The 20,159-nt window shown below is 68.5% G+C and carries 18 protein-coding genes; 10 read left to right on the top strand and 8 right to left on the bottom strand.

Features of this window, described 5'->3' with window-relative positions; translation table 11 throughout:
• The first annotated feature begins 79 nt into the window (after positions 1 to 79).
• Positions 80 to 907 carry a glycoside hydrolase family 16 protein gene (locus tag ACZ5ZX_RS31900; protein WP_465505689.1) on the top strand — a complete coding sequence of 276 codons (828 nt, stop codon included), beginning with the start codon at positions 80 to 82 and terminating at the stop codon, positions 905 to 907.
• Positions 908 to 1,256: 349 nt separating this feature from the next.
• Here the strand turns inward: ACZ5ZX_RS31900 and ACZ5ZX_RS31895 are convergent, their stop codons facing one another.
• Entirely contained in the window at positions 1,257 to 2,891 is a 1,635-nt protein-coding gene (locus tag ACZ5ZX_RS31895; protein ID WP_465505688.1) for a tannase/feruloyl esterase family alpha/beta hydrolase, read from the bottom strand.
• A 434-nt stretch (positions 2,892 to 3,325) separates the two neighbouring features.
• On the opposite strand from ACZ5ZX_RS31895, the gene ACZ5ZX_RS31890 reads away from it, so the two are divergent.
• Together ACZ5ZX_RS31890 and ACZ5ZX_RS31885 are read left to right on the top strand one after the other, a co-directional pair.
• The gene (locus ACZ5ZX_RS31890) at positions 3,326 to 4,489 is read left to right on the top strand and encodes an acyl-CoA dehydrogenase family protein (protein ID WP_465505687.1); all 1,164 of its coding nucleotides are present in this window, start codon (positions 3,326 to 3,328) and stop codon (positions 4,487 to 4,489) included.
• Positions 4,490 to 4,604: 115 nt separating this feature from the next.
• Positions 4,605 to 5,642 carry an alpha/beta hydrolase gene (locus ACZ5ZX_RS31885; protein WP_465505686.1) on the top strand — a complete coding sequence of 346 codons (1,038 nt, stop codon included), beginning with the start codon at positions 4,605 to 4,607 and terminating at the stop codon, positions 5,640 to 5,642.
• 52 nt (positions 5,643 to 5,694) lie between these two features.
• Here the strand turns inward: ACZ5ZX_RS31885 and ACZ5ZX_RS31880 are convergent, their stop codons facing one another.
• Positions 5,695 to 7,149 (bottom strand): aldehyde dehydrogenase, encoded by a 1,455-nt coding sequence (locus ACZ5ZX_RS31880; protein ID WP_465505685.1) that lies wholly within the window; start codon positions 7,147 to 7,149, stop codon positions 5,695 to 5,697.
• A 1,003-nt stretch (positions 7,150 to 8,152) separates the two neighbouring features.
• Positions 8,153 to 8,584: an organic hydroperoxide resistance protein gene (locus ACZ5ZX_RS31875; RefSeq protein WP_465505684.1), complete on the bottom strand. Its 432-nt coding sequence runs from the start codon at positions 8,582 to 8,584 to the stop codon at positions 8,153 to 8,155.
• 188 nt (positions 8,585 to 8,772) lie between these two features.
• Here ACZ5ZX_RS31875 and ACZ5ZX_RS31870 point away from each other — a divergent pair, with 188 nt between their 5' ends.
• The 3 genes from ACZ5ZX_RS31870 to ACZ5ZX_RS31860 all read left to right on the top strand — a co-directional run bounded on the left by ACZ5ZX_RS31870 (position 8,773) and on the right by ACZ5ZX_RS31860 (position 13,419).
• Positions 8,773 to 10,128, top strand: a complete 1,356-nt coding sequence (locus ACZ5ZX_RS31870) for a type I glutamate--ammonia ligase (protein WP_465505683.1) — start codon at positions 8,773 to 8,775, stop codon at positions 10,126 to 10,128.
• A 73-nt stretch (positions 10,129 to 10,201) separates the two neighbouring features.
• Positions 10,202 to 12,724: a BTAD domain-containing putative transcriptional regulator gene (locus ACZ5ZX_RS31865; RefSeq protein WP_465505682.1), complete on the top strand. Its 2,523-nt coding sequence runs from the start codon at positions 10,202 to 10,204 to the stop codon at positions 12,722 to 12,724.
• Positions 12,725 to 12,798: 74 nt separating this feature from the next.
• Positions 12,799 to 13,419, top strand: coding sequence for a TetR/AcrR family transcriptional regulator (locus ACZ5ZX_RS31860; RefSeq protein ID WP_465505681.1), 621 nt, complete (start codon positions 12,799 to 12,801; stop codon positions 13,417 to 13,419).
• Here the strand turns inward: ACZ5ZX_RS31860 and ACZ5ZX_RS31855 are convergent.
• Positions 13,344 to 13,772, bottom strand: coding sequence for a hypothetical protein (locus ACZ5ZX_RS31855; protein WP_465505680.1), 429 nt, complete (start codon positions 13,770 to 13,772; stop codon positions 13,344 to 13,346). The two genes, ACZ5ZX_RS31860 and ACZ5ZX_RS31855, sit on opposite strands and share 76 nt — an antisense overlap.
• Positions 13,773 to 13,777: 5 nt before the next feature.
• Positions 13,778 to 14,665, bottom strand: coding sequence for a helix-turn-helix domain-containing protein (locus tag ACZ5ZX_RS31850; protein ID WP_465505679.1), 888 nt, complete (start codon positions 14,663 to 14,665; stop codon positions 13,778 to 13,780).
• A gap of 155 nt (positions 14,666 to 14,820) precedes the next feature.
• Here ACZ5ZX_RS31850 and ACZ5ZX_RS31845 point away from each other — a divergent pair, with 155 nt between their 5' ends.
• A complete protein-coding gene (locus ACZ5ZX_RS31845) occupies positions 14,821 to 15,744 on the top strand; it encodes an alpha/beta hydrolase (protein WP_465505678.1) in 924 nt (307 codons plus the stop codon).
• Positions 15,745 to 15,815: 71 nt separating this feature from the next.
• Positions 15,816 to 16,292 (top strand): hypothetical protein, encoded by a 477-nt coding sequence (locus ACZ5ZX_RS31840; protein ID WP_465505677.1) that lies wholly within the window; start codon positions 15,816 to 15,818, stop codon positions 16,290 to 16,292.
• 389 nt (positions 16,293 to 16,681) lie between these two features.
• Here the strand turns inward: ACZ5ZX_RS31840 and ACZ5ZX_RS31835 are convergent, their stop codons facing one another.
• The 3 genes from ACZ5ZX_RS31835 to ACZ5ZX_RS31825 all read right to left on the bottom strand — a co-directional run bounded on the left by ACZ5ZX_RS31835 (position 16,682) and on the right by ACZ5ZX_RS31825 (position 18,484).
• A complete protein-coding gene (locus ACZ5ZX_RS31835) occupies positions 16,682 to 17,065 on the bottom strand; it encodes a hypothetical protein (protein ID WP_465505676.1) in 384 nt (127 codons plus the stop codon).
• Positions 17,066 to 17,329: 264 nt separating this feature from the next.
• Complete coding sequence (locus ACZ5ZX_RS31830; protein ID WP_465505675.1) at positions 17,330 to 17,881, bottom strand: carboxymuconolactone decarboxylase family protein; 552 nt, start codon at positions 17,879 to 17,881, stop codon at positions 17,330 to 17,332.
• Between the two features lie 15 nt (positions 17,882 to 17,896).
• Positions 17,897 to 18,484, bottom strand: a complete 588-nt coding sequence (locus ACZ5ZX_RS31825) for a TetR/AcrR family transcriptional regulator (protein WP_465505674.1) — start codon at positions 18,482 to 18,484, stop codon at positions 17,897 to 17,899.
• A 128-nt stretch (positions 18,485 to 18,612) separates the two neighbouring features.
• On the opposite strand from ACZ5ZX_RS31825, the gene ACZ5ZX_RS31820 reads away from it, so the two are divergent.
• Both ACZ5ZX_RS31820 and ACZ5ZX_RS31815 read left to right on the top strand, forming a co-directional pair.
• Entirely contained in the window at positions 18,613 to 19,461 is an 849-nt protein-coding gene (locus tag ACZ5ZX_RS31820; protein ID WP_465505673.1) for a poly(ethylene terephthalate) hydrolase family protein, read from the top strand.
• A 70-nt stretch (positions 19,462 to 19,531) separates the two neighbouring features.
• Positions 19,532 to 20,158 carry a TetR/AcrR family transcriptional regulator gene (locus tag ACZ5ZX_RS31815; RefSeq protein ID WP_465505672.1) on the top strand — a complete coding sequence of 209 codons (627 nt, stop codon included), beginning with the start codon at positions 19,532 to 19,534 and terminating at the stop codon, positions 20,156 to 20,158.
• The last annotated feature ends 1 nt before the right edge of the window (position 20,159 follow it).

Here is a 20,159-nt window from a genome sequence, read left to right as displayed (position 1 = left end):
GCAAACAGTTTCCGAGAGCGACGCCAAGGAGAGGGTAGCGATGAGCAGCAGTCGGTCAGGCAGAAGAAAAGTGACGAGAATGGCCGCGATCTTGCCGGTCTTGGTCACGACGGTGATCTTCGGTGTCGGCTCGGCCCCGTCGGCGGGGGCCGCCGAAGCGCCGCCGAACCCGCTGAACAAACCGGGCTGGATCCTCGATCGGCACGACGAGTTCAACGGCAGCCTCGATCCGGGACTCTGGATCACGAACTACCTCGAATCCCGGACCCCGGAATGGCGCTCGAGGGCGCGATACGGCTTCCGGAACAACGCGCTCGTGCTGCGGATCGACAACGACCAGCCGACCTATTACGCGGGCGGCGACAAGATGAAGGTGTCCAGCATCCAGACCGGGCAAAAGACCGGCCTGCACAAGACGACGCCGCAGGATCACACGATCCCTGCCGTATGGAAGTACGCGCCGAAGTACGGTTACTTCGAGATCCGCGCGAAGACGTCGGCCCGCAGTGGGCTGCATGCCGCGTTCTGGACGGTGGGGAAGCAGGACACGTCGTCACAGCGCGCCGAGATCGACATCATGGAACACCCGGGACGCACGCCGCGGAACTTCAATTACAGCCTGCACAAGTGGTCGGACCCGAATGTCCCGGAAGTCAACCATTCGATCAACGTCGGCTTCGATCTGGCGAGCGAGATGCACATCTACGCACTCGAGTGGACGCCGACGCAGCTCAAGCTTTACGTCGACAACGTACTGACGAAGACGATAAACGCCTCTCCTGCCTATGCGTCGGCGTTCCTGCTGGGCATCTATGAGAACGCGGGCTGGACCGGGGATGTCGACCCGGCCGACCCGCGGCCGAAGGAATTCGTGGTGGACTACTTCCGCGCTTACCGGAAGGCCTAGCGCCTGGGTGAGCGGCGAATCGGCAGCCGGGCATGCCACCAATGTGGCCTTGGAGACACCCAGTGTCCTCAAGGGGAACCCGCATTTGGGTACCTACGCCCGACTTGGACGGGGGTGGTTCCGCGGGCATCGTCGCCCGGTCTCACCTCTTGGTCGGTCACGACCGGTGGACCGGTGATCGAGCGGGGAAGATTCCGGACGCTCAACGTCCGGAATCCTCCCCACCCGGACCGCGTCGGCAACCCGCACAGGCTCCACACCAGTAGGTAGACAAATACGAGTCCCTCAATGCCACATTGGTGGCCACCTTCGGCTTACCCTTCAGTGGCCCGAATCGCCACCCGCGACGTCAGAACCTCGTGCAGCGGTAGCTCGACGCCAGTGCCGGGTCACCGTGGCCGGTGTAGCGCGACCTCTGCGGTAGCGGGCACAGGTCCCGCGAGGCCGAGCCGTCGAGGGTGGTCGCGGCCAGCGTGGCCGGGGCCTTGCCGTGCTCGACCCAGTCGACCAGCGCGCCGAGGGCCTTGACCGGCTGCGCACCCGCGCCACCGCCGCAGTGCTGTACGCCGGGTGCCAGGAACAGGCGGTAGAAGTCGTTCACCCGCGCCGCGCCACCCATCCGCCGTTCGACCTGCTCGCGGTAGGCGAGCGTGCCGCCCGGCGGGATCAGCTGGTCCGCCGTGCCGACGACGGTGATCAGTTTGCCGCCGGCGCGGCGGAAGGCCGACAGATCCGGATCGGAGGTGCCGATGATCCGGTCGTACTCCCGCACCGACTGGCGGAACAGGTCTCGGTACTGGGCGTAGGTGAGCTTCGAGGTGTCGAAACCCGGCTGCTTCTCCAGGAAGCTCTGCACCCACTGCACGGCCACCGGGAAACCGGGAGCGAACAGGTCCCCGTTCGCGTCGGGCTGTGTGCCCGCCAGCCAGGTGTAATCCGCGCCCTTGGGCAGCCCTGCCCACAGCTTCGCGCCGCGCTCGTCGGTCGGGCCGTTCCAGATCTTGCGCATGACGTCCGCGTCCGCGGCGGTCACCGTGATCTCCCGGCCGTCGCAGAGCACCTTGGCACCCACGAGTGAGCGCGGATCGTAGCCGCACTCGTCCGGCCAGTCGATGATGCCGTTCGTGACCCCGTCCCGTGCGTCACACGCCTGGATCGCGGCCTTCTGGAACGCGCCGAGGACGCAGTTGGCGACGAAGTGGTGGTCGTTGTTCATCACGACCTGCGGCCACAGAGTCGCCACCGCGAACCGGGTCCAGTTCACCGCGGGCGCGTCGGCAAGGATGCCGTCGAAGTCGCCCGCGTGCTCCTGTGCTTCCTCGTAGCCCTGGCGGCCACCGGTCGAGCAGCCGTTCCAGTACGAGTACGACACCGCGCGGTCGTAATGCGCGCGCGCCACGTCCTTGCCGATCAGGGCCGACTCGTGCACCGAACGGGACGCGAAGTCGGTCAGCAACGCCTGATCGACCTTGCCGTCACCGGTCACCGCCCAGCTGGTGTCGAGTCCACTCAGGACACCGGCGTCGGTCGTGACGCCGGTGTAGCCGTCCTTGACCGCCTGCACCAGCGGCGCGCCGAAGTTGCCCGCGGCGTAGGCGCTGCCGCCGATGCCCTGGAGCCTGCCGGTCCAGCCGGTCTCCGGAAGGGCGATCCCGATTTTCACGTGGTCGCCCGCCCCGGGGTGGGTGACGGTCACGGTGATCTGGCAGTACGCCGGGACACCGGTGAGCACGGTCGCCGGCGAGAGTTCCGTCGCCGGGAACGAGAGGGCCCCGCCCTCGCGGCGTTCGGCCAGCACGGATTCGATCTTCGCGCCCTGCGGGGCGGTGACCGGCACCGGCGCGCAGGCCGAAGTCGTGGCCTGCGCGGGCGCGAGCTGGGCCGAGGCGCTCGCGGCCAGGGGGATCAGCGCGGCGAGGGGCGCGGCCACCGCCAGGAGTCCGGTCAGGCGACGTCCGGCTCTGTGTTTTCGTTTTTCCTTCATTCCCTTACCTTTCGTCGTACATCGAGACCGTAAGCGCCGGAAATTGACGATCCATGGACGTTTCGCAGACGAGGCTCACTCGAACGAACAGCCGGGGTTAGGTACGTCCACGGCGAGCGGCTGACCGGCAGGGCTCCGGTAGAGCACCTCGAGCACGACCGGTGTGGTGCCCAGATTGCGTCCGATGTGGACATGACCGGCACCGCTCTCTTCGGAGATGAGCTGTCCATCGTGGTAGACGCCGTCGCTGTCGCAGCTGGCGTGGCGTTCGCCGTACTCGGCAGGAAGGCCGGTGACAGGCCGACGGCGGCGATCAGAACGGCTGCTGATTTCCTGTTCATACGCGGTAAGTTATGGCCGCGTCGTGGACGATCGTTGTACGTGGAATCGACGACGTCGATCGCGCGTATACACCGCGGCGGCACCCTGGACTCATGTCCGACACCACTTCCGGGGACACCCGGGCACTCGCCCTGCCGAATCTGTTGCGGGGCGCGATCGAAGCCGCGCGGGACGAAGCCGACAAGCTCGGCCGCCTGCCGGATCACCTCATCACCGAACTTCGCGACGCGGGCGCCTTCAGCCTGTTCACCCCTGCCGAGTACGGCGGACTGGAGGTGTCGCTCAGCACCGCGCTGACCGTCTACGAGCTGTTCGGCCGGATCGACACCTCGGTCGCGTGGATCGTGTGGAACGCCAATTTCGGTTTCACGGCGGCGATGCTCGGTGAGGCGGGCGCGGCGAAGGTCTGGACCGGCGGCCCGGAACCGGTACTGGCGAACGCGGGCCAGCCGGGCAAGGCCGTCGCGGTGGACGGCGGGTACCGGCTCTCCGGGCGGTGGCGCGTCGTCAGCGGGATCGAGGCGGCCGACTGGTTCGTCCCGCTCGGCGTCGTCATGGACGGCGAACAGCCCGCGACGACCGAGATGGGCGAACCGGACGTGCGCCTGTTCCACGTCCGTCATGACCAGCTGAAGATCGAGCACACCTGGCAGGTCAGCGGTATGGGCGCGACCGGTAGCCACGGCGTGGTGGTCGAGGACGCGTTCGTCCCGGCCGGATTGACCGCGAGGATCGACACCCCGCTGCGCCTCGACCGGCCCACCTACCGCCGTAACCCGATCCTGCTGGTCTTCGCCGGCTGCACCGCCGTCGCGCTGGGCACGGTGGAACAGGCCATCGACGAACTGGTCGCGCTCGCGCCCGGCAAGACGACGGCCTTCGGCGGGACGCTCGCCGAGCAGCCCCACGTGCAGGAGTCGTTGGCGCGCCACGAGGCCGCGGTACGGGCCGCGCGCCTCTTCCTGTTCGACGTGGCCCGGCGGATCGACGAGACCGCTGAGCGCGCCGAGCCCGCCACTCCCGCCCTGCACGCGGATCTGCATTCGGCGATGGCACACGCGGCCGCCGTCGGCCGGGACGCCCTGGTCGCGATGTACCGGCTGGGCAGCTCCACCTCGCTCTACCGGGGCAACGCTCTCGAGCGGCTGTTCCGCGACGGGATGGTGGCGCTGCAGCACGTCAACCAGGCGCCGGAGTTCTTCGGCGGTTCGGGACGCGTGCGGCTGGGCCTGGAGCCCGGCTTGCCGCTGTTCTGACGGCCGAAAGCCTCGGTGACCTACACCCGCAGCGTCATCCGACGGGCGCGGAACCCCGCGCGCGGTACCTAACGTCGTCGACGTCAAAAGACATCTCGAACGGGGAGTTTTTCAGATGATCAGCAGGAGACTGTTCGGGCAGACGGTGGCGGCGGGGGTGGCGGCGACGTCGCTGGCCGCCTGCTCACCGAAACCAGCCGCGGCACCGGCCGCGGCGGCTCCGCCCGGGGCGGATCTGCGGGCGGGCTCCGGGAAGAACACCTCGCTCGGCCCGGTCAAGCAGATCACCGCCGGAACGGTGGACATGGGCTACTTCGAGGCCGGGCCCGCCACCGGGCAGGCGGTGGTGCTGCTGCACGGCTGGCCCTACGACCCCTACAGCTACGTCGACGTCGCGCCGCTGCTGGCCGCGCAGGGCTACCGGGTGATCGTGCCGTTCCTGCGCGGTTACGGCAGCACCAGGTTCACCTCGGCGCAGACCGTGCGCAACGGGCAGCAGTCGGCGATCGCGCTCGACGTCATCGCGCTCCTGGACGCGCTCAAGATCGACAAGGCGGTCTTCGGCGGCTACGACTGGGGTTCCCGCACCGCCGCCGCCATCGCCGTGCTGTGGCCGGAGCGGGTCAAGGCGCTGGTCGCGGTGAGCGGGTACCTCATCACGAACCTGGTGGCGAACCAGCAGCCGCTGGCCCCGGCCGCCGAGCAGGGCTGGTGGTACCAGTACTACTTCGCCACCGAGCGGGGCGTTCTCGGCTACACGAAGAACCGCCACGATTTCGCCAAGCTGATCTGGAAGAACGCCTCCCCGGCGTGGAACTTCGACGACGCCACCTTCGACCGCAGCGCGGCGGCGTTCGACAACCCGGACCACGTGGCGATCGTGGTGCACAACTACCGCTGGCGGTTGGGCTTGGCGGCGGGTGAGCCGCAGTACGAGTCCTACGAGCAGAAGCTCCAGACCGCGCCCGCCATCGCGGTACCGACGATCACGATCGGGAGCGACTTCGACGGCGCCGCGGCCGACGGGATGTCCTACCGGGGCAAGTTCACCGGCAAGTACGCCCACCGGGTGTTCACCGGCATCGGGCACAACGTGCCACAGGAGGCGCCGCAGCCGTTCACCCAGGCGATCGTCGACGTGGACCACTTCTGAGTCACGAGATCCGGGCTTCCCGCACGGGAAGCCCGGATCGGCGTGTTCGTCGTCATGCCGTCGCGGGAAGCGTGACGGTCTTGTATTCGGTGTAGGTGCCGAGCCCGACCGCGCCGTACTCGCGGCCGAGACCGCTGGCCTTGAAGCCGCCGAACGGGCCGTCGAACCCGATGGGGGCGCCGTTCACGGTGATGGTCCCGGTGCGCACCCGGCGCGCGATCTCCATGGCATGCGAGGGATCGGCCGACCACACGCCGCCGGACAGGCCGTACTCGGATTCGTTGGCGATGCGGACGGCGTCGTCCTCGTCGTCGTAGGGGATGACGACCAGGACAGGGCCGAAGATCTCCTCCTGCGCGATGCGCATCGAGTTGTCCACGTCGGCGAACAGCGTCGGCGTGACGTAGAAGCCGTTTTCCAGCCCAGCCGGGACTTCCGGGCCTCCGGTGACGAGCCGGGCGCCTTCGGAGACGCCGATCCGGATGTAGTCGAGCACCCGCTGCTGCTGGTCGCGGCGAACCATCGGGCCGATGAAGGTCTTCTCGCCGGCCGGGTCTCCCACGCCCAGGGACTCGATGAGCTCCTTGAGCCCGGCGACCACTTCGTCGTAACGGCCGCGCGGGGCGAGAACGCGGGTCTGCGCGATGCACGATTCGGCGTTGTTCAGCAGGGAAGCGAATTTGACACCTTGGATCGCCGCGTCGAGGTCGGCGTCCGGCAGGATGATCATGGCCGATTTGCCGCCCAGTTCCAGGCTGACCCGCTTGAGCCGCTCACCCGCGAGCGACGCGATGCGGCGACCGGCGCGGGTCGAGCCGGTGAACGCGATCTTGTCGACACCGGTGTGCTTGACCAGGTACTCGCTGGTCTCGCGGTCGGCGGGCAGCACGCTGAGCACGCCCTCGGGCAGACCGGTCTCCTCCAGCAGCCGCGCGAGCAGGTTCATGCTGAGCGTGTTCTCCGGCGAGACCTTGAGGACGACCGTGTTGCCCGCCAGCAGCGCGGGCAGGATCTTCGCCATGGCCGAAGAAAACGGCGAATTCCACGGGATGATCGCGGCGACGACACCGATCGCCTCGCGGCGCACGACCGAGCGGAACGGCGCGGCCGGGTCGGACGGTTCCAGCGTCTCCTCCCAGCCGAATTCTTCCGCCGCCTTCAGATAGGCGTTGGCCTGACGGGTGAGACCGGGCTGGCCCGCCTTGGTGAACCACAGCGCCGAACCGTTTTCGGCCGAGATGAGCGCCGCGATCTCGTCAGCGCGCTCCTCGCGGAGCTTGAGAAGTCTGCGGATGACCGCGATCCGCTCCACGGGCGACGTGCGCGGCCAGGGCCCCTCGTCGAAGGCCTTGCGTGCCGCGGCGACGGCCCGGTCGATATCGGCAGGCAGCGCCTGCGCGGCGCGGCCCAGTGTCGTTCGGTCGTGCGGTGAGCGGATTTCCAGCAGTTCCGTGCTGCTCGGGTCGGTCCATTCGCCGCCGATGAAGAGCTGCTCGTAGGTGATCACTCAAGGGCTCCTTTGAAGCTGAAGTGTCACACCAGTGTAGCGATTGCTGTGACTTAGTGGCACATACGTGAGCCAGGAGACAGACGGCCGGAAGTGCCGTGAAGGCCTCCTTTCCTACCTTGAGAGTAGGGAAGGAGGCCTTCACGGAGATTCGAGATCTTGCAGGTCAGGCGACTATTCTTGGCTGTGGTGGGGCTTGATCAAGGATGAGTCGAGGTGGGGCGGGCCTGATTGTGGGCGCCGACGGGGTTTCAGTGTCCACAAGGGACGTCGCCGAGTGGTTGAGTGTCCGATTGATGTCGCTATGCACGGTTCTGAGGGGGTCGTGAGTGGCGATTCGGGTTAGAGCGAACCTTCTCTTAGGTACCTACTGGTGGCCTGTGGCCTTGTTGGCGTGAGGTGCATGATGGCCTCCTTCCTTGCGCTAGGCGCGGGGAAGGGGGCCATCATGTACTGGGGAAGGTGTGAAGGTCGAGTTTCCTCGGCTGAGCCGAGGGAAGGGGTCCTTCACGCGCGGCTGTTGTGACTGGTGGTGCTGCTGAGGCTCGTGATGGTGGTCCGGGGCGGGTGAGGGGAACTTTGAGGGACTCTGGGTCCCTCAAGGAGTCCTTCACGGCCCGGCCGTCACCGGACCCACCCACCGTAGGTACCTAAAACATCCTTGGCCAGAACCCGAATCGCCACTCACGACCACCTGTACCGACGCCTGGCTCGCGGCGAAGTACATGATGGCCCCCTTCCCTGCGCCTAGGTAAAGGAAGGGGGCCTTCATGTACTTGGGCCGGCCGCTACCGGACCCGCCCACCGTAGGCATCTCACGCACCTTGGCCAGAACACTCGGGGCCCTCTCGCGAAACCGTGCAGGTCGCCCAAATCGAGCACACTGCGTCCCACAAAGTGTCCCTTGTGGACAGTCAAGAGCCGGGTGCGAGCCCGGGACCCTACTTTCAAGGAAAGGCTCGAGACCGCCCCTGGGGGCACGGGGCGGCCTCGAGGGACAGGGTCAGGCGACGGTGGCGTCGAGGGAGACCTCGATGTTGCCGCGCGTGGCCTTCGAGTACGGGCACAACTGGTGCGCGCCCTGGACCAGCTCGTCGGCGGTGGCCTGGTCGACGCCGGAGGCTTCGAGGTGCAGCGCAGCGCTCAGCTTGAAGTCGTTGGCCTCCGTGTCGTGGTGCAGGGTGATCTCCGCGACGACGGCGAGGTCGGTCGGCGTGACCTTCTTCGCGGCGGCGACCCGGCGCACCGCGCCGACGAAGCAGGACGCCCAGCCCGCGGCGAACAGCTGTTCCGGGTTGGTGCCGTTGCCCGCGCCACCGAAGGCCTTCGGTACGCCGAGGGTGACGTCGAGCGCGCCGTCGTCGGACCTCGCGTGCCCGCCGTTGCGGCCTTCCGCGGTGGAGGAGGCGACAGCGGTGTAGGTGACTTCAGACATCGGCTTTCCTTTGCGTTCCGTGGTTTGTGCCGACCACGTTACGAACGCGGGGATCGCCGCGGCGACCGTCGGACGACGTCACCGGTGTACGTCACCGCGATTCGTGGATCGGACGTCTACCGGTTGTCCGCGCCACTGCAGTAGGAATGGTGTGCTGACCGGAAAACGCGACGGATGAGGGGTACCGGGTGGGCAAGGACGTACAGGACACGGTGGCGGAGCTCGTGGATCAGGGTGTCGTCGGCGTCGTCGTCGCTTGGGCCGACAACAACGGCATCACCCGTTCGCGCACCGTTCCCGTGCGCGGATTGGCGTCGGCCGCGCGCACCGGGATCGGCATCACGCCGCTCTTCGCCGTCTTCGACTCGCACGACGCGATCACCTTCGGGCACAAGGGACTCGCCACGCCCTCCGGGGACATCCGGCTCGTGCCCGAGCTGGACCGCCTCGTGCGCCTGTCCGGCCAGCCCGGATTCGCCTGGGCGCCGGGACACCAGGTCGCCGCCGACGGCTCGGCCTGGCCCTATGACCCGCGACGGGTACTCGAGCGGCAGGTGGAGCGGGCCGCGAGCGCCGGCCTGACCGTGCGCGCGGGCTACGAGATGGAGTTCCAGCTCACGACCGCGGACGCGGATGGGTTCCGCCCGGTGCACGACGGTCCCTCGTACGGACCCGTCCGCACGCTGGCCGTCGACGGGTTCGCCGAGCAGCTGCTGCGCGACCTGGACCGAAACGGTGTGGGGGTGCACCAGTTCCACGGCGAGTACGGGCCAGGACAGTTCGAGCTCAGCATCGTGGCCCAGGACCCGCTCACGGCGGCCGATCACCAGCTGCTCGCCCGCCAGACCATCCACGCCGCCGCCCGCACGCACGGTCTGCGGGCGAGTTTCTCGCCGCTCGTGGAGACCGGCACCGTCGGCAACGGCTGGCATCTGCACACCTCCGTCAGCCGCGACGGCGTGAACCTGCTCGAGGGCGGCACCGGACCGCACGGCCTCACCGCGGACGGGGCCGCCTACCTGGCCGGGTTGCTGCGGGACCTGCCCGCTGTCGTCGCCGTCACCGCGCCGAGCGTCGTGTCGCTGCTGCGCCGGCGTCCTGGGTTCTGGTCCGGCGCCTATGGATTCTGGGGTGCCGAGAACCGGGAAGCGGCGCTGCGGCTGGTCCCGGGATCGGAATTCCTGGGTGCCGGGCACGCCAACGTCGAGCTCAAACCGTCGGACGCTTCGGCCAACCCCTACCTCGCGCTGGCGGTCGTCATCGCGGCCGGGCTGGCCGGTATCGAGGACGGCCTGACCCCGCCGGATCCGGTGCAGCAGGACCCCGGCATGTGGACCGACGCCGAGCGTACGGCCGCGGGCATCCGCCTCCTTCCCTCCACAGTGGACGAACAGCTCGCCGCGCTGGCGGACGGCGCGCGGATCTCCGCGGTCCTCGGTGCGGAGCTGGCCGACGCCTTCCGCGCCGTGCGGGAGTCCGACGCCGCGTGGGCGGCGGCGCGGTCGACCGAGGAGGTGGTCGCGGGACACCGCTGGTTGTACTGACCGCGGGCTGACGTACAAGCACGGCGTCACGTGACGCTCGCGAAGGCCGTTCCGGCGGGCCTACCTTCCCGATATGCGGAGCCGGGCGATCGTGATCGGACAACAGCAAGCCGTGTCGCCCCGGTGCCGGTTCACCATCCTCGGACCGCCCGGACTCAGCTGCGGTGACGCGGAGCTGGACCTCGGCGCGCCGCAACAGCAGGCCGTACTGACGCTGCTGCTCGTCCGCGGCGGGAGTTTCGTCCGGGTCGACGAGCTCGTCGACGGGTTGTGGGGCGATCGGGCCCCGGCGACCGGCGAGGCCGTCATCCGGACCTACATCTCACGGATCCGCCGGGTGTTCTCCGCGCACGGCCTCGGTTCGGCGATCCGCTCGCAGTCCGGTGGGTACCTGCTCGACTCGTCGTTGTTCACGCTGGACGCGGCCGAGTTCACCCGGCTGGTGGAGACGGCACGGCGGGAGCGTGCGAGCGGTGACGTGCCGGGCGCGGCCGGGCAGCTGCGGGAGGCGCTCGGCCTGTGGACGGGCACCGCGCTCGCCGGTGTACCGGGCGAGGCGGCGGAGCGGGAACGTTCCCGCCTGGAACGGCTGAAGCTGATCGCCACTCAGGAGCTGCTGCGCCTGCGCCTGGAGCTGGGGGAGCACGCCGAAGTGGTGGCCGAGGTGCCCCTGCTCATCCAGCTGAACCGGCTGGAGGAGCCGCTGTACGAGATCTACCTGCTTGCCCTTGACCGCGGCGGCCGCCGCGCAGAGGCGCTGGAGGTCTACCGGATGGTCTACGACCTGTTCGGCAAGGAACTGGGGGTCAGCCCCGGCTCCCGGCTCCGGGCGATCCACGAGAAGATCCTGCGGGCGGACACCGACGCCGACGCCGACGACGCGTTCGTGCCCGCCCCGCGTCCCCGGGTGGTGGAACCGCCGAGCGAACCCGCGGGCGCGGCATTGGACCGCGACGTCGGTTCCCGGTTCGTCGGCCGGGACGCCGAGCGCGCGGTGTTCGCGGCCATGCTCGAACGCGAACGCCGTGAGGGTCTCGAGGTGCTCTTCCTCCGCGGTCACGCGGGCATCGGCAAGTCGACCCTGCTGCGCCGGTACGCCGACGACGCCGCGGCCGCGGGACGCACGGTGTGGCACCTCCACGACCTCACGACCGCGCAACTGCGGGAACGTCTCGAACGGCTCGCGGACGGAGTCGCGGGGACCTCCGCCCGCCCGGTCGTGCTCGTCGACTCGTTCGAGCGGCACGGCGAACTCGAGCCCTGGCTGCGCGGCACCTACCTCCGCGCGCTGCCCGCCGGTTCGATCGTCGTCGTGGCGAGCCGTACCGGTCCCGGCGTCGCCTGGATCACCGATCCGGCGTGGTCCGGCGCGATGGTGGTGCGGCGGCTGGAAGCCCTCGGCGCCGCGGAGTCGGCGGCGCTGGTCGAGGCTCGCGGCGTCGACGCCGGCTTCGTTCGGTCCATTGTGGATTTCGCGGCGGGCAACCCGCTCGCGCTGTCCTTGGCCGCCGAGGTCGGCCGGAGCATGTCGCACACCGGACAGCCGTCGCGGAGCGAGGCCGTGCGGTTCGTGGTCGACACCCTGCTGGAGACCCTGCTCGACGACGTTCCGTCGCCGCGGCACCGGTGGGCACTGCATGTGTGCGCGCACGCCCGCTACACCACCGAAGACCTCTTGCGGGTGGCCGTACCGGGCGGTGACGCCGCGGAACTGTTCGATTGGCTGCGGACCCGGCCCTACGTCGAGTCACCGGGGCACGGTCTGGACATCAACGGCGTGCTGCGGGAAGCCCTGGAGGCACACCTGCGGTGGCGGGACCCGGTCGGCTACGAGCGGATGCACCGGCGGATCCGGCATTATGTGATGAACACGCTGCTGCGCGACGCGACGGAGCCGCGGGCCTGCGCGGCGGTGATGCGGACCATCAGTCATCTGCGGCGCCGAGGCGGGGTCACCGGCCGCTACGTGTCGGCGATCGGCGACCCGGACGTGCGGATCACCCGCGTCACCCCGGCTGACCACGACGAACTCGTCGCGTTGGCGCGGGAGACCCACGGCGAGTTCACCGCGTCGTCCGTCCGGTTCTGGCTGCACCGCCGTCCCGACGCGTTCTCCATCCTGCGCTGCGCCGGCAGCGACCGGTTGCGCGCCTTCATGAGCTGGCTGACCCTGCGCGAGCCGACGCGGGAGGAACTGGACGCCGATCCCGTCCTCGCCGGAGTCTGGCAGGACGTCGCGCGGCGGGAACCGCCGCCCGGAGCGCACTTCGCCGTCGCCCGGCACCTGATCTGCCCCGCTTTCGAGACCAAGCCGAATCCGATCACCGACGTGTTCCTCGCCCGGATGATGCGCGGCTGGCTCCACGAGCCGGGCCTGGCGCTCTCTTATCTGGTGATCGAGAACCGGCGGTGGTGGGCGCCGCTGATGGACTACCTGGATCACTACGAGCTGAGCTGTTCCGAGTCGATCCACCCGTACGCCGTCTTCGGACACGACTGGACCGCCGATCCGCCGTCGCGGTGGCAGGAGCACCATGGGGAGAACGAGCTGTGGGCGCCACGCCGTCCGGAGCTGTTCCTCCGCGAGGGGAACTGAACCCACTCCGGCGGCGCCTCGTCGCTGTAGCGGATACCCACGCGAAACGCTACATGTGTGGGTATGTTGACACCGTGAGAGCCGATGCCGCGCGGAACCTGGAACTCGTGCTGACCACGGGCGCCCGCATGCTCGCCGACGACCCCGCGACCAGCGTCGCCGCGATCGCGGCCGAGGCCGGGGTGGACCGGCGCACCGTGTACCGGCGGTTCGCCGGACGGGACGAACTGCTGAGGGCGGTGTACGAGGCCCGGCTGGACGCGATCGAGGCGGCGATCGAAGCCGCCCGGCTCCGCGAGGCGCCGGTGCCGGTCGCGCTGCACCGGTACGTCGAGGGGATCGTCGGGGTGAACCGCAAATGGCCCGTCGAACTCAGCAGGATGCGGACGGAACCGGAGATCTGGGCGCGGCGGCTGCGGGCGGTCGACGAGGTCGAACGGTTTCTCCGGCGGGCCACCGAAGACGGACTGCTCCGGCCCGGCCAGCCGGACCGCTGGGCGAGTCACGTGCTCGGGCAGCTCCTGCACCTGGCGTCACGGGAACTCCCCGACCTGAGCGACGCGCGCGCCGCCGACGTCATCGTCGACACGTTCCTGCGCGGTTTCGGCGCGGGTGAGGCTCAGCCCGGCGATGTCGACAACTTCGGCGTCGGCGGTACCGAATCACGTTCGAGGGAAAAGACAGCGAGGAAATAGTTCGCCTGAGCGCAGTTGACCTTCTCACCGCCGGTGAGGCGCACGGTCAGCGCGCCGTGCGCCAAGGTCAGCTCGGCGCTGTTCTCGGCGCAACCGGGCACGGCGAAGGCGAAAGCACGGCGATCGGACGGCGGAACGAACGACAGAGCCGTGCGGACCTCGGCCAGGTTCGTGATCTCGGCACTCTCCAGCGCTCGCCGGAACGCCTGCGCCTCGGCTGTGCCCAGTTCCGCGGGTCGCAGGTCCGCCGACCTCTCGTGCAGGCCGTCGAGGCGCGCGAAGGACTCCAGCCGCGTCTTCCCGTCGGCGACCGCGCCGCATCCCGCCAGCACCAGCACCAGGCACGTCACCATCCATCTCATGTGCCTGAGACGTAGCCGGGCACGTCTCCGGTTGCGCTGCCGCGTCGGCTGGTCCACGCGGTGAGGATGAGCAGGGCGTCATGGGAGGGGCTGCCGGGTTCGGCGGTCAGGACCATCAGGCGTTGCCCGGAACCGTCGGGACTCGCCCAGGTGTCGCAGTCCAGGGTGAGGTCGCCCACCAGGTGGTGCCGGTAGTGCTTGGTGCCGTAGCCGGCGTCGTTGACGTGATGTTCCGCCCACCAGGTGCGGAAATCGGGGTCCTGTAAGGACAGTTCACCGATGAGCTGGGCGCACTCCGGATCGTCCGGATCGGCCGCTGCTGCCATCCGCAGCGCCGCGACGGCTTCGCGAGCGTCGTGGGCCCAGTTCTGGTGCAGCTGACGGACCACTGGATTCGTGAACAGCAACCGGAGATAGTTGCGCCTGCCGGGCGGGATGGCGGCGAAGTCGGTGTAGAGCGCCGCGGCGGCGGGATTCCACGCCAGGATGTCGAGCCGTTCGCCGAGGACGAGCGCCGGGGTCTGGGTGAGCTGGTCGAGCAGACGCCGCATCGCGGGACGCAGCCGTTGGGCAGGACGCCTGCGGTGTGGGCGGGCGTCGGCGCGACCGGCGAGCTCGTAGAGGTACTTCTGCTGATCGTCGTCGAGGCGCAAGGCACGCGCGAGGGTGGCCAGCACGGGTGCGGACGCCCGCACGCGGCCCTGTTCCAGCCGCGTGTAGTAGTCGACGCTGATAGCGGCGAGCTGAGCGGCTTCCTCACGGCGCAACCCGGCGACCTTGCGGGCGGAGTCCGTCTCGGCGAGACCGCAGTCCTTCGGTGTCAGCTGGGCCCGGCGAGCCTTGAGGAAGGCTCCCAGTGCCTTGGCGTCGGGGTCGGAACTCATGACTCCAGTGTGCGGCCACCGCGACGTTCCCGGCACGGGTTTGCGGGGGCAGGTTCTTTCCCAGGGAGAAACCTGCTCTGCCACGCCCGCCGAGGCCGACGGAGGGTGGAGTCATGCCCGGAAGGGCGTCCGTCACCGACTCAGGAGAGTGCCCCATGGCCAGGACCACCGTCAGTTTCGACAGCGCCGGCATCCCGCTCGCCGCCCACCTCTACCTCCCCGACACGTCGACGTCAGGCCCGCGTCCGGCGCTCGTCGTCGGTCACCCCGGCACCGGTGTGAAGGAACAGGCCGCCGGCACGTACGCGCGTCGTATGGCGCAGCGTGGCTTCGTCACCCTTGCCTTCGACGCCGCCTACCAGGGCGAGTCCGGCGGTCTGCCCCGCGGTCTGGAGGACCCCGGCCAGCGCGTGGAGGACTTCAAAGCGGCCGTCTCCTATCTCGGCACTCACGAAGAGGTCGACGCCGACCGCATCGGCCTCCTGGGCATCTGCGCCTCCGGCGGCTACTCGCTCGCCGCGGCCGGAGGCGACCATCGTGTCAAGGCCGTCGCGACCGTCTCCGGGGTCGACGTCGGCCGCCAGTTCCGCTTCGGCGCGGACGGCACCCAGGACCGCGCGGTCTTCCAGAGCCTCCTCGACGCCGCCGCCCTCGCGCGTTCCGCCGTCGCCCGCGGCGAGGACCCCGGGGCGATGGCCGTGTTCCCCGAAACCGCGGAGCAGGCGGCGGCGCTCGGTGGCCCGCACGCCGTCGAGGGCTTCGAGTACTACTGCACCCCGCGCGGACGGCATGAACGCTCCGCGAAGTCACTCGCCTGGGAAAGCGTCGACAAACTGGCTTCCTTCGACGCTTTCCACGCGGTTCCGCTCATCGCTCCGCGCCCGGTGCTGCAGATCGTCGGCAGCCGCGCGGTCACCTCCTGGATGGCCGTCGAGGTCCACCAGCGCGCCGGCGGCCCCAAGGAACTTCACTGGATCGAGGGTGCCAGCCACGTCGACCTGTACGACGAGAAGCAGTACATCGATCCCTCGATCGACAAGCTCGCCGACTTCTTCACCGGCCACCTCACCGCCGCGTGATCGAACGCCTGACCGTCAGAGGTCCAGGACGGGGACTCTAAGATTTGCGCTATGACGACGGTGGCCGGTACATGAAATCCGAAAGAGGCCATCGGCTACTGGCCTTTCTGCGCGAGATCCAGGTGACCACCACGTGGACGGTGGTGGTCACCGAAGACGCCGGTACTTCGACGTGGGAACTCGGCGGATCGACATGGCGAGCGACCGTGGTCGTCGAGCCGCTGCGCTGGCTCGGGTTGACGTTCGAGGCGCTGGATCCCGTGACCGGCAGGCGCGCCACCTACGAAATCGACACCGACCTGTATGACATAGCGCAGGACGCGCAGCGCGAATTCGCGGAGGAGATCGAACGGGACATCGTCGAATTCCTCGACAATTTGAGAAAGCGAGTCGTTCTCCGGGGAAACGCCGGGGCGAAATTCGTGGTCGTCTTTCCGTGCGACGATTCCTATGTTCGCGTCACCCGGGGGCGTTTCATCGGCAGTATGTCCACGTATGCCGATCTCGCCGCCGCTCGGATCGGCGGCGAGTACTTCCCGGTGGAATGAGCCTTTCCAAGCCACCGCCCCACGTCCCCGGGCCCGAAAGCTCCCCTTTCATGTACTGGTGAAGCGCGTGAAGGCCCCCTTCCCTCGGCTCAGCCGAGGGAAGGGGGCCTTCACGCGCAGCCGTTGTGACCTTCAACGTCCCAAAGGGGAACCCGCATTCGCCCGGTCTCACCCCTTGATCAGCGGGGAAGATTCCGGACGCTCAACGGCCGGAATCTTCCCCACTCGACCGCACCGGCAACTCGCACAAGCTCCACACCAATAGGTAGACAAATACGAGTCCCTCAAGGGGCCTTCAGGACACGTCACCTTTGAGTTACCCCTCGATAAAACACCCTTGGCTAGAACGACACCCACACCCCTGACTCGTCGATGACGAGCCTCCCCTTCTATGGCGCCTCCGGTGCTGAATCTTCAGTGGTGAAGGAGCGGAAGTCGAACCGGATCACGCTCGCGGCGTCCGATGGACGAGTGGCCACCGGCGTGATGATCCCCGCCGAGCCGGAGCCTGCCAGGCGGGCCAGCAGAGCGGCCAGCAGTTCAGGGGCCTCGACGGGTTCGGTGGGGGTCTGCATGAGCGTGCGGTGCAGGATCCCGACGTCCCAGCCACTGCTGTTGCCGCTGCCCGCCGGCACGGCGATGGTGACGTCGAGCAGCCATCGCGGGGATTTGCCGGGTATCGAAGGTGTGGCATGCGCGGTCAGGCCGATGATCTGATCTGCGCGCAGGAGGCCATCGCTGAGCGTACGGATCCAAACCTTGTCCAGCCCCATGAAAAGCCCTTCGTTCCAGTTCGCGGGGTTCGGTGTCAGTCCCGGCTGAGATCGTCAAGGTGATATCTCCGTGCGGCGGCGGCGACCATGCCGACGATGCCGGTGACCACGGCGCTGAAGATGATCACGACTGTCATGTCACGTGCTCCGGTGATGCTCAAACGGTCAGAGGATCATTAGCACTCGGAGTCGCAGAGTGCTAATTCTCTCTTAGCACTTCGCGCCCGTGGCCGCAACCATGTCGTTCCTGGCGGAGCCGGGGGTTCAGGGGCGCTTCCACTCCTGCTCCCGCCACGCGGGATCGAGTGGGGTGTGCGCGATGTGGTTGGTGTAGTTGGACAACGTCTTCATGCCGACGCCGAGGATCACGTCCATCACGTGGCGTTTCGTGTAGCCCGCGGCCAGGAACCGCGCGACCTCGTCGTCGGGGACCCAGCCTTGGTCGGCGACCATCGACGCGGTGAAGCGCCGCGCCGCGTCCAGTGTTTCATCGGGCAGCGGTTCGCCCTCACGCAAGGCAGTGACCGTTGCACTGTCCACTCCGGACTTCAGGGCCAGTGTGGAGTGGGCGGCCACACAGTACTCGCAGCCGTTCTGAACACTGGCCGTGATCCAGACGACGTGCTTGGCCTTGGCGGGCAAGGAGGACTTGCCGAACAGCTCGGCCAGGGTGTTGTACCCGGCGAGCAGTTCCGGCGACTCGGCCATCACCGCGTTCAGCGTGGTGACGAAACCCATGCGGCGTTTCGCGGATGCCAGGTGGGGCCGGGAGTTCTCCGGTGCGCTCGCTTCGTCATGGACCGTGAACCGGGTCATCGGGACTGTCTCCTCTCAGGCGGCCAGCAAGCTGATCGTGGCCGTTACGGTTTTCTCGAGCGTTTCCGGTTCCGCTCCCGCGCGGGACCGGAGGTTGACGCCATAGGCCAGGAGGGCCAGCATGTCGGCGGCCGTGGCCGAGGTGACCTCCGGACGTACTTGCCCGGAATCCGTCGCGTGCTCCAAGGCGGTGAGCATTGCCGCACGGAGCCGGTCGTGGTGCAGGTGCAGGACCGCTCGCACGTCGGGATCGTCGTTTTCCCCGTTCGCGTGGGCGTTGGAGATCATGCAGCCCCAGCGCGCGTACTCGCCCGAACAGCGGGTCGTGATCAGCCCGTCGAAAAAGGCCGAGATGGCGGGCAGGCCACGGGTGTCTTCGGTGAGCCGTCGCAGGATCGGCTCGGAACGCCGCTCGACATAGTGCCGCAGCGCCGCGACGTAGAGATCCCGCTTCCCGCCGAAGGTCGAGTACAGGCTCGACCGGTTGACGCCGGTCGCGGTCACGATGTCCTGGACGCCGGTCGAATCCACGCCCTGGCGCCAGAACAGCCGCACGACGGAGTCGAGCGCCGCGTCCGGATCGAAGTGTTTCACATCGGGCATGACCACCCTCGCTAACTTGGAACGTCCATTCCAAGTTAGCGGTCTGCTTGCGCCTACCGCAAGTGGGGGTGGGTTGACAGCGGTGGGAGGTGCTGCGATTCTCCCTAACAATCGTTAGGGAGGAAACAATGAAGTTCCCTGCTCGCGTCCTTCTCGCCGTCCTGGTCGCGGTCGCGGCGGTTCTGGTCGCGCCGGCCACGCACGCCGCCGAGGCCACCGATCCGGCGGCTTCCTCGGTCGACCCGCATTGGGCGGATCCCGGGCCGTTCGCCGTCGCGGTCGACGCCGGGCTGAGCCACACGTTCTACCGGCCGGCGGCGCTCGACCAAGGCGCCCCGCATCCGGTGATCGTCTGGGGGAACGGCACCGGGGCGACTCCGGCGGCCTACGACGGTCTGTTGCGGCACTGGGCCTCGTACGGGTTCATCGTCGCGGCGGCCAACACGCCGTTCGCCAATGACGGCAAGGCGATGCTGGGCGGCGCGCGGTGGCTCGTCGGAGAGAATCAGCGACCGGGAAGTCGTTACTACCGCAAGGTCGCCGTGACGGCGATCGGGTCGGCGGGGCATTCGCAGGGCGGTGCCGGCGCGATCAACGCCGGGGCCGATCCGTTGATCACCACGACGATCGCGCTGCAGCCCGGACCGCTGGCCGACGTGGGCAAGCTGCACGGGTCCACGCTCTTCCTCGCCGGACAGACGGACACTATCGTCAAACCCGGCTTGATCGTGCTGCCGTTCTATGCGGCCGCTGACCGGATTCCCGCGGTCTACGCCGAACTGAAGGGTGCGGGCCATTTCGAACCGGCGCTCGACGGCGGCAGGTTCCGTGGTGTCCTCACGGCGTGGTTCGCCTATCGTCTCCAGGGAGACGAGCGAGCCAAGGCCGAGTTCGACGGCCCATCCTGTGGGCTGTGCACGGATCCCGAGTGGAGCGACGTGCGGCGCAACGACAAGGCCGAGAGCGGCCAGGTCTGAGGAAAGGGCCACCACGCTGAACGAGAACCCGAAAACCCGCGATCTCACCGCATTGACCAGGGTTCGCGCGGTGGAGCCGAAACTGCCGCCGGGGACCAGTACGGGTACCGAGCTGCGCATCCTCCTGGAATCGCTGCGCCTGTTCGCCTACCACGGCTATCCGGCCACCAGCGTGCGGAAGATCGCCACCGCGATCGGGATCAAGGCGCCCAGTCTGTACGAGCATTTCTCCGCCAAGGAGGACATCCTGACGCGGATAGTCCACATCGGACACAGCGCGCTGCTGACCTCGTTCGAGCGGACGATCGCCGAATGTGACCCCGACCCGGTGAGCCAGATCCGGGAACTGGTGCGCACCCATGTGCTCAACCACGTCACGTACCCGCTGCTGGCCATCGTCACCAACGACGAGTTGCACCACCTTTCCCCGGCGCGTGCCGAGGAGGTCCTCGCCTTGCGGCAACGTACCGAACAGATCGCCCTCCAGGCGGGTATCCGTGGTGTCGAACAAGGAGTGTTCGACGGCTCCGAGGTCGTCGCGACCACGGCGGCGATCGCGAGCATGGGTGTCCGGGCGCCGTACTGGTTCGTTCCCACCGCCGGCTACGGACCCGCCGACCTCGCCGACGCCTACGCCGAGCTGGCCATCCGGATGCTGCGGCCCGGTGACCCCTCGGGGCCGGACCGGCCGAGGTGAC

This window comes from Amycolatopsis sp. NPDC033938 (assembly GCF_055575975.1).
Note: the sequence above shows the minus strand (reverse complement) of the source record. Positions and strands in the feature narration are given on the sequence as shown.